This window comes from Paenibacillus sp. NPDC058071, from assembly GCF_042885235.1.
Lineage (GTDB): Bacteria > Bacillota > Bacilli > Paenibacillales > Paenibacillaceae > Pristimantibacillus.
In genome coordinates this window covers 19,996-33,692 of sequence record NZ_JBHVSK010000008.1, presented here as the reverse complement: position 1 = coordinate 33,692, position 13,697 = coordinate 19,996, and the positions used below count along the sequence as shown (strand labels likewise).

Annotated in this window: 15 protein-coding genes; 14 read left to right on the top strand and 1 reads right to left on the bottom strand. The window is 50.3% G+C overall.

Features of this window, described 5'->3' with window-relative positions; genetic code table 11:
* Window positions 1-70: 70 nt before the first annotated feature.
* Window positions 71-370, bottom strand: coding sequence for a hypothetical protein (locus ACFVTB_RS14790; protein WP_387750282.1), 300 nt, complete (start codon window positions 368-370; stop codon window positions 71-73).
* A gap of 287 nt (window positions 371-657) precedes the next feature.
* Here ACFVTB_RS14790 and ACFVTB_RS14785 point away from each other — a divergent pair, with 287 nt between their 5' ends.
* From ACFVTB_RS14785 to ACFVTB_RS14720, 14 genes are all read left to right on the top strand, one after another.
* Window positions 658-1,152 (top strand): hypothetical protein, encoded by a 495-nt coding sequence (locus ACFVTB_RS14785; protein ID WP_387750279.1) that lies wholly within the window; start codon window positions 658-660, stop codon window positions 1,150-1,152.
* Window positions 1,142-1,336, top strand: a complete 195-nt coding sequence (locus tag ACFVTB_RS14780; RefSeq protein ID WP_387750276.1) for a hypothetical protein — start codon at window positions 1,142-1,144, stop codon at window positions 1,334-1,336. The genes ACFVTB_RS14785 and ACFVTB_RS14780 overlap by 11 nt, the downstream gene beginning before the upstream one ends.
* A gap of 176 nt (window positions 1,337-1,512) precedes the next feature.
* A complete protein-coding gene (locus ACFVTB_RS14775; RefSeq protein ID WP_387750273.1) occupies window positions 1,513-2,217 on the top strand; it encodes a GntR family transcriptional regulator in 705 nt (234 codons plus the stop codon).
* A 71-nt stretch (window positions 2,218-2,288) separates the two neighbouring features.
* Window positions 2,289-3,362 carry a mannonate dehydratase gene (gene uxuA, locus ACFVTB_RS14770; RefSeq protein WP_387750270.1) on the top strand — a complete coding sequence of 358 codons (1,074 nt, stop codon included), beginning with the start codon at window positions 2,289-2,291 and terminating at the stop codon, window positions 3,360-3,362.
* 2 nt (window positions 3,363-3,364) lie between these two features.
* Window positions 3,365-4,219: an SDR family oxidoreductase gene (locus tag ACFVTB_RS14765; RefSeq protein ID WP_387750268.1), complete on the top strand. Its 855-nt coding sequence runs from the start codon at window positions 3,365-3,367 to the stop codon at window positions 4,217-4,219.
* 605 nt (window positions 4,220-4,824) lie between these two features.
* Window positions 4,825-5,199: an epimerase gene (locus tag ACFVTB_RS14760; RefSeq protein ID WP_387750265.1), complete on the top strand. Its 375-nt coding sequence runs from the start codon at window positions 4,825-4,827 to the stop codon at window positions 5,197-5,199.
* A gap of 34 nt (window positions 5,200-5,233) precedes the next feature.
* The gene (locus ACFVTB_RS14755) at window positions 5,234-5,377 is read left to right on the top strand and encodes a hypothetical protein (protein WP_387750262.1); all 144 of its coding nucleotides are present in this window, start codon (window positions 5,234-5,236) and stop codon (window positions 5,375-5,377) included.
* A 535-nt stretch (window positions 5,378-5,912) separates the two neighbouring features.
* Complete coding sequence (locus tag ACFVTB_RS14750; protein ID WP_387750259.1) at window positions 5,913-6,422, top strand: hypothetical protein; 510 nt, start codon at window positions 5,913-5,915, stop codon at window positions 6,420-6,422.
* Window positions 6,423-6,946: 524 nt separating this feature from the next.
* Window positions 6,947-7,132, top strand: coding sequence for a tautomerase family protein (locus ACFVTB_RS14745; RefSeq protein WP_387750256.1), 186 nt, complete (start codon window positions 6,947-6,949; stop codon window positions 7,130-7,132).
* Window positions 7,133-7,136: 4 nt separating this feature from the next.
* Entirely contained in the window at window positions 7,137-8,039 is a 903-nt protein-coding gene (locus ACFVTB_RS14740) for an ABC transporter permease (RefSeq protein WP_387750253.1), read from the top strand.
* A 14-nt stretch (window positions 8,040-8,053) separates the two neighbouring features.
* A complete protein-coding gene (locus tag ACFVTB_RS14735; RefSeq protein WP_387750251.1) occupies window positions 8,054-8,929 on the top strand; it encodes a carbohydrate ABC transporter permease in 876 nt (291 codons plus the stop codon).
* A gap of 184 nt (window positions 8,930-9,113) precedes the next feature.
* A complete protein-coding gene (locus tag ACFVTB_RS14730; protein WP_387750248.1) occupies window positions 9,114-10,715 on the top strand; it encodes an extracellular solute-binding protein in 1,602 nt (533 codons plus the stop codon).
* Window positions 10,716-10,818: 103 nt separating this feature from the next.
* Complete coding sequence (locus ACFVTB_RS14725; RefSeq protein WP_387750245.1) at window positions 10,819-11,838, top strand: response regulator transcription factor; 1,020 nt, start codon at window positions 10,819-10,821, stop codon at window positions 11,836-11,838.
* Complete coding sequence (locus ACFVTB_RS14720) at window positions 11,838-13,694, top strand: cache domain-containing sensor histidine kinase (protein WP_387750242.1); 1,857 nt, start codon at window positions 11,838-11,840, stop codon at window positions 13,692-13,694. Before ACFVTB_RS14725 ends, ACFVTB_RS14720 begins: the two co-directional genes overlap by 1 nt.
* Window positions 13,695-13,697 lie beyond the last annotated feature (3 nt).

Genomic DNA, 13,697 nt, shown 5'->3' with positions numbered 1-13,697 from the left:
AGCAACAATTCGGATTGCAATCAAACGGCTGCGGGATAGTTTGGAAAGCGCGGCTTTATAAGGGGCAGTTTTACAGGATAGGGTCGTTGCGCTTGAAGGTTCTTGCCAAATAATCGGTATGAAGATCGCGTTTCTGGCTTTCGTAGTTTTCCAGAACATCGATTAGATACGTTTGCCCGTTTTCTTTTACCGCTTCATAAATAAAGTTTTTCGGATCGATCAGCCGAACGTCGTGACCGCAATCGCGCAAGCACCGTGCGTAGTCTTCAGCGCTTGGTTCCACATTTTGCTCCAGAAACAGAAGCCCGCGCAGCTGTTTCGTTTCTCCGCCATCGATGATTCTGAAATGAACGAGATGTTCCTTGAGCATGTTAATCAGTCCTGCCTTTCTTTTTCTTTTCTAATCTAAAAGATACATCCATTATAGTGCAGGAAAGCGGCGTTGTCTGTGATATGAGTTACAGTCGCTCGATTTGGTCGCAATGAACCGCACACATCTGTCACAATAAACATAATCATTCCATGTTCCGGCAACCTTGCTCAGTTTGGGCGCACGGAATCGGATAGCCGGGAATAGTTTGAAACGGATGCCATATTATATTTGTAAGCGTTATCAATAGAATGGTTAATTTATACTTTCGAGCGGAGGTGGGAGCAGTGGGAACACGTTTATGGACGGAGCAGATTATGAAGCAGCGTTTTCCGCATATCCGGTATATTCGCATTCATAATTCGGGCAGTCACAAAGCGACAATCTATGCATGGAATGAGCAACTGCAGTTGGCCGAGCATGACGCTCGGGAATTAGGCCGATACGCCACCGACTATTTGTCGCCGGAAGTTTGCTTCACAGTCAAGTCCTATGAGTCAGCGGCAGTGGACGGCGTTTCGCCTTTGGAAATACCGGAGCAGTTGAAGCAAGAGGCGCTCAAAGGAAGCCTCGACCAAAGACGCGTGTTTGCAGTGCTGAACGATTTGCTAGCGGGAGTTGTGGTCGCTTACCGAAGGTACGATATCCGGACAGGCACGGTGCACATGGCGGCCTATAGCTGCTATGAGCTGAACGATAGGGACAAAGGGATATTGCAAAAATATGCGGATGAGCTGATGCCGGTCGGCTCCGTTGCGGCGGTGATGTATTATGGATCGTAGAGATCGTTATGTGATGGAGAGACGGATCGATCGGACTAGAAAAAGAGCGGCTGATTGCAAGGCGGAAGCCGATCGGAACATGGCTTCTGCGTCGGAGGCAAATGAACGAGCAGCGACTAGCGAGGCTTTTGCGCCGTCTAGCCCATGCGGATCGACTGGTGAAGGCTTCGACGCTAAGGAGTAGAATACTTGAAGCGAGCGCCTCGCCTCCCGCCTCGCGAATCTCTCGGGCCAGCGCCTCGTCCTTCTCGGCAGGCTTGTTTCGGGGGCGTTTGAGGGGTTAAATTTATGTCTGCCACTTGACTTGTATACAAGGATACAAGTAAATTGAAGATAGACAAAAACGGGGGAGAGAAAAGGATGTCGATGCTTCCGCCGCTGCAGCAGACGCAGCGCAAATCGCTGGGCGACCAAATCTACGAGACGATTCGGGACAATATCGTATCGATGAAGTTGGAGCCCGGTACGATGATTTATGAGAATGAGCTGTCAGAGACGCTGAAAGTGAGCCGAACGCCGATACGAGAAGCGATTCGGCTGCTCGTCAGCGAGCAGCTGCTGGACGTGCTGCCGCAGCGAGGTACACGAATTGCGTTGATTTCCGAACGCAAGGTAAGCGAGGCGAGATTTATTCGCGAGCAGTTGGAGCTGGGCGCATTCCGGCTTGCAGCAGAGGTTTGGAAGGACAAGTCTGGCCCCTTGGGCGGGGATGCGGCGCTTGAGAAGCTGATCGCTGAGCAGCAGCGCGCGGCTGAAGCGGGAGATATGGTGCTCTTTTTGCAATTGGACGAGGCGTTCCACCGCGTGATTTTGGAGGCGGCCGGCAATGCGACGCTGCTTCAGGTTGTCTACCATATGCGTGGACATCTGAATCGGGCGCGTTATTTGGCCATGAAGCAATTCGGTCATTCCGATCGGGTGGTGGAGGAGCATCGGAGGCTGCACGACGCACTCCGGTCAGGAGACCCAGAGCAGACGGGAAGTCTGCTGCAGGCTCATATTGGCAAGCTGGACAGCGAACTGCCGGAGCTGCGAACGCTGTACCCGCAATATTTTAAGGAATAACGAATACGATGTCCGGCTGACAGTCTGTAGGCTAGGTGCCGGACAATCACACTAGGGGAGAGATCATCGCGATGAAAATGGTATTCCGTTGGTACGGCGAGGGCAACGATTCGGTAACACTGAAGCAAATCAAGCAAATTCCAGGCGTTGAAGGCATTGTGTGGGCATTGCACGATGTTCCGGCGGGCGAAGAATGGCCGATGGAAAAGATATTGGAATACAAGCGGCTGGCCGACGAGTACGGCTTTCATCTCAAAGTCGTCGAAAGCGTCAACGTCCACGAGGACATTAAGCTTGGCCTTCCTTCGCGGGACAAGTATATCGAGAATTACAAGCGGACCATTGAGAAGCTGGCTACGGTCGGCGTAAAAGTGATTTGCTATAATTTCATGCCGATCTTCGACTGGATGCGGACGGACCTGTTCAAGGAGATGGAGGACGGCTCGACGGCGCTCTTCTTCGATAAAGCGAAAATCGAAAGCATGGCAGCAGAAGACCTCGTTCGCAATATTAGCGAAAACTCCCAATTCACGATGCCAGGCTGGGAGCCGGAGCGCCTTCAGCGTTTGGCTCCTTTGTTCGAGGCGTATAAGAACGTGACAGAGGAGGATCTCTTCGCCAATCTGCAATATTTCTTGGAGCAAATCGTGCCGGTAGCGGAGGCGCATGACATTAAAATGGCGATCCACCCGGACGATCCTCCTTACTCCGTGTTCGGCCTGCCGAGAATTGTAACGGGCCGCGACAATATCCGCAGACTGCTTGATCTGGTGGACAGTCCTTACAACGGCATCACGCTGTGCAGCGGCTCGCTTGGCGCGAATCCAGACAACGACATTCCGGCCATGGTGCGCGAGTTCGCCGATCGCATTCCGTTCGCTCATATCCGCAACGTACGGGTATACGAGAATGGCGACTTCATCGAGACTTCGCACCGCAGCAGCGATGGTACGGTTGATATTGCCGAAGTGGTGAAAGCGTACCATGAGAACGGGTACGAAGGCTTCGTGAGACCGGATCACGGCCGCCATATTTGGGACGAGAAGTGCCGCCCGGGTTACGGGCTGTATGACCGCGCACTCGGTATTATGTATCTGTGGGGCGTGTGGGATTCGCTCGATCGGCAGCGGAAGGAGCGGGTCTAATAATGACAGCTATGCCTATTCATGAACGGTTGGCGGGCAAAGTGGCCGTCATCACTGGCGGCAGCGGCGTATTGTGCGCGGCAATGGCAAGAGAGCTTGGCAGGCAGGGCGTTAAGGTCGCTATATTGAACCGGACTGCCGAGAAGGGCGAGGCGCTGGCTCAAGAGATTCGTGAGGCGGAAGGCGAGGCGCTCGCCGTCTCGTGCAACGTGATCGAAGCGGCGAGCGTACAGAGTGCGGCGCGGCAGGTGGAAGCGGCGTTCGGCGCTTGCGATATTTTGATTAACGGCGCGGGCGGCAACCACCCCGACGGCATCACGACGAACGAGTCGTTCAAGACTGAGGATTTGGCGGACGAATCGGTTAAAACGTTTTTTGACCTGACCGAAGACGGTTTCGGCCAAGTATTCGATCTGAATGTGATGGGCACGCTGATTCCAACCCAGCAGTTCGCCAAGCAAATGGTGAACAAGCCGGGCGCGGTCATTATCAATATGTCATCGATGAGCTCGTTCAGCCCGATGACGAAAGTGCCCGCATACAGCGCGGCGAAGGCGGCGATCAATAACTTTACCCAATGGCTGGCTGTCCATATGGCCGACTCCGGGATTCGGGTGAACGCGATCGCCCCGGGCTTCTTCCTGACCGAGCAGAACCGCAAGCTGCTCACCAACGAAGACGGCTCGCTAACCGCCCGTTCGAACAAAATCATTACACACACGCCAATGCGCCGCTTCGGCAAGCCAGAGGACTTGCTCGGCACGCTCCTGTGGCTAGCCGACGACAGCTTGTCTGGCTTCGTCACTGGCATCACCGTGCCGGTCGACGGTGGCTTTATGGCTTATTCGGGTGTGTAGGATTTTAGGTAGGGAATGTGCGAAGAGGTGAGTGCAAGCCCGACCCTTGTTGGGGTCGGGCTGGGTGCTCGAGAAAGTCGCGCAGGGTCGGTTAACTGTAGAAAGGCGGCTGTGCCGCCGTCTTGTAGGGCCGATTCGAAGGAATAAGCACGAAAAATCATATATAATTTTTCGAAAAGCGGGATTTTGGACGATTATAGCTGAAAAATCGTATATATTCGCTGCTTTTTCGCAAATTCGGAAAAATATAGTTGAAAAATCGACTATATTAGACCATGAATGATAGAGACCCGTTGTTTTCGTAGCGACGAGAGGTTCTCAACAACCAGTCCGATCCTTACGGGGGTCGGGCTTTTTGGTTTTCGACAACAAATGCATTCTCTCGACATTATCTCCTACTGAAACCGTGTTTAAATGTGACTTATAGTAAATAAGTAGGGTTAGAAAATATAATTAGTAGATATATTAAAAAGTATAGTGACAATCTAGAAGCCCTGGTGGTGGAATGGTCCTTTAAACAAACGGTAGATAATTAGTTGCAGAAGCTTTACTTTAATTTAAGTGCTCAATGCACGGAACACAAGAAGCAGGAGGATAAAAAATCAATGAAAAACGGTCTAGAAGCTTTTGGAGAGATTTTAATGACGCAAGTCCGAGACAAGGCAATCTTTCATTGGGAAAAAGTCTTGCATGGTGAGATGAAAGATAAAGGCAGTAAACTACTGTTTGAAGAATTTATAAATAATTTAGAAAAAGATCAGCAAGAGCGTATTGTAGATATTACTTCTCAAGTAGTTGATACAACGTTACATTTTCTGTTACTAGCGCTTGAAGAGGAAAGTTTGATTAGTGTTTTTGCAAAATACGATGATGGCGAACCAATTGATATAAAAAAATTGAGTGATGGGCTGCCAGGAGAACTATATACCGAAGATGGATGGATAATGAAATTTAGTGACAAACGATATCTTCAACCATAGAAGTCGTCAGATAGGTGTTAGGGGAGGTAGAATCTTGAACCTATTTACCTTGGAAGTGGATTCGAGGGCACAAGAATATTTAATTAGCATTGCGGATGAAGGTGCAAAGTATATCGGAGCACTTAGACCATTTTTCTCGAATATTGGTGTTAAAGTTGATAAGGAGGATTATAGATGAAAGAATTGGAAGAATCGATATTAATATAAAAAAAAGTGACATCGAAGAGATTGCTCCAGTTGAAGTTATTGAAATTACACCTCTCTGAAAATGCAAACTTAGCGTAAACGATTGTGGGTTTACAATCCTGAATCGATCTGCTATGGATGTAGATTTAGGAGCATAAAGTATGAGAGGTAGTAAATAGGGTGTGGTAAATGTTGGAAGATGAACATGCGTCCAGCGGGACAAAACGAAAGGCACTTAAGCTGGCTTTAGTAATAATTATCTTATTGTTAGTCTTGATAATTTCTATTTTTGCGACAGTATATCCTTTTTTGAAATCGATGTTAAGTAATTTAATAATTAACTAGAAGGTATGAAAAGAATGATTAAACCTAGAGTTCCGGTATAAACTTAGGATGTTTCTCTAAGAACTTTTTTCCATCAACCTTATCACTCCTCCCATCTTCTACTGCTACTATAGCCAGCTTTAGTTTTCCCCTAAGAAAATTTAACTTTTTCTTATCCCATACTTCGTGTTTCTTTGTGTCAGATGTCATGGAAAAAATTAGATGAAATTAATAATGAAAACGAGATAATAGCTCCCTTATCTTTAGCTGTGCCTGCTATGGCGGCAGGTATTGTATACGCTCCTGCAGTAGTTTCATCGGGCTTAGCTGCGGCGGATGTTGCAACGATGGGCTATACAGCTACAACATTGTCCAGTGGTACAGCAGTTATTGTATCTGGTATTGGTAGGGTCTCCAGGTTGATTCCTGAGTTGAATCAACTAACTCAGAAGGCTGTCTCAACAAATAAACCTATTACAGGCATTATTCGGAGTGATGGAACGGTAGAAGCGCATATCCAAAATGTATCAGGTACAATCTCTCATAAGAGTCTAGGTCTTACAAAAAATGATCTAGGATTTAATATGTCTTACTTTGATGGAAATTGGTACATCAGTCCATCTGGTTACGCTACAGATCCAGCAAACGGGTGGGCTAAACCATCACCTGCAGAGCAAGAATATATAAGAACAGTATTTGGGGTGAATAAGTGAATTTATTAAAATGGTTTAGCCGGAAACATGTAATTCATTGTCCGAATTGTCGAAGTGAATTAAATCTATTTTATTATGGTCCAGAACACTCGTATATACTTAAGTGTGTTGAATGTACAGATAATATCTACTATTTGAAAAAAGAAAATTCCAACATTCTTACTTTAACTGAAGTTCCACATATATTAAATAAACAAATACAGGAAGGAGATGAATACCAAAAGTACTATAAAGGTTTCCCTATTAGTGAAGCTTTTGAGCCTAAGTGGATTAAGCTAATTCGTAAATTATTAGCCCGAAACAGATGAAAAATAAATTATCAAAGCCACAGCTCCGTGTGGCTTTTTCCTTGTTCCGAAAAAGCAGCCCTCGCCTTCCCGCACCACCTCCCCTCCCCCTGAACTCCCCCCTCCTAAAAAAAACACAAACCGGGCAAAACGACTCCATTGTTCGTCGAACGCATTATTTTTAGGATAAGAGGTATAGACAGATTCATATTTCGACAACGACAAGGAGGAAGGTTTATGCCGCAAATTACGATAAAAATGTACGAGGGCCGCACGGATGAGCAGAAGGACGAAATCGTTGAGGTGTTCACCCGGGAGCTGTCCCGCATCATCGACCGCGAGCCCGAGTTCATCAGCATCGCCTTCGATGAAATTCCGCTGGACGAGAACGCCCCTGCCAACTTGTTGAATAAGAAGAGGTGACAGCATGCTAAAGCTGCAATACATGTGGAAGTACAAGGCGCTTTATCTCATCTCGCTGCCGGGCATTCTCTTTTTCCTGTTGTTCAAATATACGCCTTTGCTCGGCTCGGTCATTGCTTTTCAAAAATACAATCTGTTCGCCGGCTTCAAAGGCAGCCCGTGGGTAGGATTCGCCCACTTCGAGCGCATGTTCAGCCATTACGACTTTATGCGCATTCTGGGCAACACGCTGCTGCTCGGCTTTTACGATCTGCTGTTTGCGTTTACCGCTCCAATCGTGCTGGCGCTGCTGCTGAACGAAGTCAGATTGGCGCTCTATAAGAAGATCGTCCAGACGATCATCTATGCGCCGCATTTTCTGTCGTGGGTAATTGTAAGCGGTATCTTTGTGGGCATCCTGTCTCCGTCGTCGGGGGTCGTCAACGCCATTCTCGGCTGGTTCGGGATCGAGCCGATCTACTTCCTTGGCGAGGATTCCTACATTCGTTCGATATTGGTCGGCTCAGGCCTGTGGCGTGATGTAGGCTGGGGAACGATTATTTACTTGGCGGCGCTCGCCGGCATCAATCCCGACCTGTATGAGGCGGCGGAAATGGACGGAGCGGGCAGATGGAAGCAAACGCTTGCTATCACGCTGCCGGCGCTGCTACCGGTCATCACCATTCTGTTCCTGCTGAAAATCGGTGATTTCCTGGACTACGGCTTCGAGCGCGTATTCGTCTTCCAGAACCCGCTCAATCTGAAAAACAGTGAAATTCTCGACACGTACATTTACAAAGCCGGATTGAATCAAATGCAGTATAGCTACGCGACCGCCATTGGCCTGTTCAAGTCCGTCGTCGGCTTGACGCTGCTCACGATCGCCAATTTTATTAGTAAAAAATCGACCGGCGAATCGCTGTACTAAGGAGGACGGAGCCGATGAGAAGACGCGAATCATTCAGCCGCAAGCTGTTTCTCGCCTTTAACTATACGTTTCTAACGGTGCTCGGACTATGCATGTTTTTGCCGTTTATGAACGTTATCGCCCAGTCGTTTAGCAGCGCGGGCGCGATCGACCGGGGAGACGTCATGTTTTGGCCGGTCGAATTTACAACCGGCTATTACGAATACGTATTTGGCGACATATCGATCTGGCGCGCTTTCGCCGTCACTGTCTACATTACGCTGCTCGGCACGTTCATTAATCTGGTCATGACGGCGACCCTTGCGTATCCGCTCTCCAGAAAAGAATACGTCGGACGCAGCTATGTGCTGCTGTTCGTTCTGATGACGATGATCTTCAGCGCGCCACTCATTCCGCAATTCATCCTCATGCGCGAGGTCGGCCTGACGAATACGCTATGGGCGCTTATGCTTCCGACGGCGATAAGCGCGTTTAATCTATTCGTCCTGCGATCCTTTTTCGTGGAAATACCGAGTGAGCTGATCGACTCAGCGCGCATCGACGGCAGCAGTGAGCTTCGCATGCTGTGGAGCATCATTTTGCCTTTGTCCAAGCCTGCGCTGGCGACCGTCGGTATTTTCTACTCGGTGACGAACTGGAACAAATATATGGACGCCCTTTATTATATTAATGATGTTAAGAAATACCCGTTGCAGGTAAAATTAAGACAGCTGCTCATTACCGACGACCTGACCGACACGGGCAATATGGCGTTTGAAACCGCATCCCAATCCGTTCAGGGCGTGCAAATGGCCGTTATTCTCGTCGCAACGGTGCCGATTATTATGGTGTATCCGTTTCTCCAACGCTATTTTATTAAAGGGATGATGATCGGCTCGATTAAGTCTTAATCGCTTATCGCGATCGCAATCAGCTGCCTGCTTGGCCAAAGCCTGTCCTCAGTCGTCTAAAAAAATGACAAACGGAGCCAAACAGAGTCCATTGTTGCCGGATCTCAATCGCTTCTACAATTTAAAATGTAAGCGCTGTACCAAATAAAACGGTTCGTACCATTCAATGAAAAGAGGGGAATCTATGAAAAAGATTTTGGCCCGCGGAATGATTACGGCTCTAGCGATCACAACGATTGCCGGATGCAGCGGCAACAATTCGGGGGGCAACGGAGGCAGCACCAATCCCGCCACCAACAAGCCGGCGGCAACGAACAGCGGGGGAGAAGCGAAGAGCGATCCGACCAAGTTCTCAATCTCGCTTCGCACGCTCAACGTTTCCTATGTGGAGAAAAACCCGGACATCAACAAAGACAAGTATGTGCTGGAGCTGGAGAAAATGACAAACTCCGATCTCGACATCCGGCTCATCCCGCATAACGAATACCAGGATAAAATGATTCAAATGTTCGCGACCAACGACATTCCAGACGTCGTGCAGGGCGGAGGCGGCATCAGCGGTCCCGAACTGGCGGGCGCGGTAGAGAACGGCGTATTCCTCCCGCTCAACGATCTGCTGGAAGAGCACGGCCAAGACCTGCTCAAGTTCATTCCGAAAGAGGCTTGGGCGCGGATGACCGATTCCAAGACCGGCAATATATACGGCATTCCGGAAGTATTGTCCAACCCTTCCCGCCGTGCCACATGGGTTCGTACCGATCTGCTCAAGAAGGCGAACAAGGAAGTTCCGAAGACGGTCGAGGAGACGCTTGACGTGCTGCGCACGTTCAAGGAACTCGGCGTCGAGCATCCGTACGCTGGTCGTCAAAACTTCAAGTATGCCGATACGTTCTTCGGCGCGTACGACGTTCTTGGCTACTTGAACTCCTTCAAGCTGTTCCCGGACGGCCAAGTGAAGCCTAGCTTCTTCGACTCCGAGAATATGAAGAATGCCATCGGCGTGTATAAAACGATGCATCAAGAAGGGTTGATCAGCAAAGAGTTCGCGACGATTGAAAGTACCGACTTCAAAGCGCTCGTCACGAGCGGCAAGGCGGGCATGTGGTCGATGAATGCGAACGAGCTGCCGATCTGGGGCGCTCAGCTGAAGCAAAACGTTCCGGACGCCGAAGTCGCGCTTATTCCGTCACCGATAGGGCCGGATGGCAAAGGCGGCTACGGCCACTACAATCCGGTAACGCGTTCCTTCTTCATCAATGTTGCAGCAAAAGACAAAGCGGCTGACATCGTCAAGTTTTTCAACTGGATGGTCAGCGAGCAGGCGGAGCTGTTCTTCAGCTTCGGCATCGAGAACGAGGACTACAAAGTGGAGAACGGCCAGCCGGTGTTCGAAGTGCCGACGGATACGGCAGGAACGGACAAAATGCGCTACCTCAACTACTGGCTGTGGCTCGTGCAGGATACGACGTATAACAAACGGGTATCCGAGCTGTCCGAATCCGGCAAGCAGATCATCGATGCTTTCGATAACATGCTGTCGAAAGAGGGCCGCCGCGGATTGGAATTCGAGCCTCGTCTAGATGCGCTCGTGCAGTACCCGGATCTCAATCCGAAATCCGATGAAATGCCGCCGCTCATTCTGGAGCATGTGCTGAAAATGGTATACGGCCGCGAGCCGATTGAAAACTACGACAAAGTGCTTGATGAATATTTGTCCAAGGGCGGCAAAGAAGTTATTGAGCAAGCGACGGCTCGCTACAACGAAGCTGAAAACGTTTTCGAATAAGGTTTACGACTGTCGGACGATTGCATTACTATGAGAAAAAAAGCATCTCCCCGCAGCCGTTAGCGGCCGCGGGGAGCAACGCATCCGAAGGGGGACGCCAGTCATGCACCGCATTCTCGTAGTTGACGACGAACCGATGATCCGCAAAGGATTGGAGAAGCTGATTCAGCAGTCCGAACATACCGGTATTACGACCGAGACAGCCGAGAACGGGGTGGACGCGCTGGATAAAATCCGGAGCAGACGGCCCGACATATTGTTCACCGACATTCGGATGCCGCAGATGGACGGTCTAGAGCTGTGCCGCCGGATGCAGCAGCAGTACGGCGACATTCCGATTGTGGTCGTCTCCGGTTACGGCGATTTCGAGTATGCGCAGCGATGCATGTCTTACGGCGTTAAAGAATATTTGTTGAAGCCTGTTACCAAGGCGGGCGTACACGGCGCGGTAGCGAAGCTGCTGGCCGGCATTGCCGCTGAGAATGAGCGCTCCTATGTCTCGCTCTCTCAATCGGAGCATTGGCTGGAGCGGCTGGATGAAGCGGTATGGCATTTGCGGGACGAAGCGGTATCCGGCATTGTGGCGGAAATGGGCGACTATTTCCGGACGAAGCGAATCGAAGACAAACGGCTGCGGGAATGGCTGCAGGAGCTGCTCGTTAAGCTCGTCAAGCAAGTGAATCGCCGCGACGTCTATCCGATTGCGCTCGGCGACATGACGGGAGACGGCGTCGAAGGGTTCGAGCAATCCGTCAGGGAGCTGGCCCGAACAATTCGCGCGAAGCGGAAAGGGCAGGTTAAGGAGCCGGTCGAAGAAGCGAAGGCTTATATCGAACGGAACCTGGCGAAGGAGCTGTCGCTGGAAGAGGTGGCTGAAATGCTCGGCTTGAACGCCTCGTATTTCAGCCAGCTATTCAAGCAAATGACCGGCGAGACATTTGTCTATTACCGGACGAAAAGGCGGATGGAGCTGGCCAAGAAGCTGCTCGCCTCCGGCCAATACAAAATTACCGACATTTCATTCGAGGTCGGTTACGCGGATCATCCGCATTTTACGAAAACGTTCAAAAAGTTTACAGGCTATACGCCCTCTGAATACCGCCTGTCGCTGGGGATCGAATAATGCGGAGGAGCTTGTCGCGCCAAATATTCGTTTATTTCTTCATCGTTATATTGCTGTCGCTGTCGATGGTCGGCGTTTTCTCGTACGTGGAATCATCGCGGGCGATTGACGATCAGGTAGAGAAGTATTTAACGACCGTCATCAATAACGCGGCCATGCAAACGGACAATCAACTGGCGACGTTCGAACGGGTCAGCAATTCGATATTGTCTCAGCAGCAGGTAAAGAAGTTTCTGGAGATGGACCCAACCGACAGCTATGAGTACTACCAATATACGAGCCGGATTCGCAAAGACGTGTTCGAGAAAGTTTTTATCACATATCCTACGCAAATTCATATGATCTACATTCTTGGCGATCACGGACGCTCGATTTTCGATCAAAATCAAAGCTTCTCGCAGCTTTCGCTCGATCCGTCGCAGCGGCTGGCGGAATTGAACGAGAAAACGCCGGATAACGGAGGCGTAGCGATTCTGAAGACAAGCTTGCTGGGCAGAGATCAGAACAAAGTCATTACCCTGGCTCGCAAAATCCGGGGTTATTCGTCTTACACGCCGAAGGGCGTGCTGGCGATCGAGTTCAACGAGCAGCAGCTAAGCCAACTGTGGAGCCAGGTGGAGCTAGGCGAGAAAGGCTTTTTCTTCATTCTCGACAACCAAGGCGAGGTCATCTATGCACCGGAAAACGATACGATGAAGGCGCTTCTGCAATCGGACGTGCCGGACCGGCTGGCGGAGGGAGGCGACCAGCGCTTCACGCAGCAGCTGAACGGCGAGAAGACGATGATTATTTCGCGAAAATCGGACTACTCCGGCTGGAGCCTTGCCATCTCGATGCCGTTCGAGGAGCTGCGGGCTCCGATCTCTAACATACGTTCGACGACGATTACGGTTGGTCTAGTAACGCTTATATTCGCGCTGTTTCTTGCTATTCGATTCGGAAAGTCGATCGTCGGGCCGATTCGGATTTTGAAGAACGGCATGCGGGACACCGAGAAAGGCAACTGGATGCGCATCGAAACCGCTCCTCGCGAGGATGAGATCGGCGGCCTTATTCACAGCTACAATCTAATGGTAAGCCGGTTATCAGAGATGATCGAGCAGGTGTACAACACCGAGCTGCACAACCAGAAGACGCAGCTGGAGCTTCGGGACATTCAGCTGGAGCGGCAGAAAGCGGAGTTTCAGGCGCTTCAGCTGCAAATCAATCCGCATTTCTTGTACAACACGCTGGAGACGATCAATTGTTATGCGATAGTCCAGGATTCTGACGAAATATCGGAGATGGTTGAGGCGATGGCCTTCATGCTTCGCTATTCGGTGCAGACGAACCTAGAGGAAATTACGATAGCCAACGAGCTGAACCATGTCCGTAATTATATGATTATTCTGAAACATCGGATCGGCCGCGATTTTGAGATTGATGTCGCCGTACCGCCGAGCCTATTGCTGGCCAAGACGGTTAGGCTGACGCTGCAGCCGCTAGTTGAAAATATTTTTCAGCACGCCTTTCCGAACGGCATGGAGGATCGGCATTCGATCCGTATCGATGCGATGGAGAGCGGCGACGAGCTGCTTGTCATCGTAGAGGACAACGGCGTCGGCATGAAGGCCGACAAGCTGGAGGAGCTGCGGCGCAGGCTGCGCGAGAACCGGCTGGCTGACAGCGGAAAAGCATTGAAGCGCAAGGGAGGCATCGGCGTCGCTAACGTGCACCGGCGCATTCAAATGGTATTCGGCGAGGAATACGGTTTGCGGGTAGAAAGCGAACCGATGCGGGGAACCAAAATGATAATGACAATGCCCAAACAACATAGCAGCGGCAGTCCGCAGGAGGCGCCGCGGAAGGAGCATTAAGCC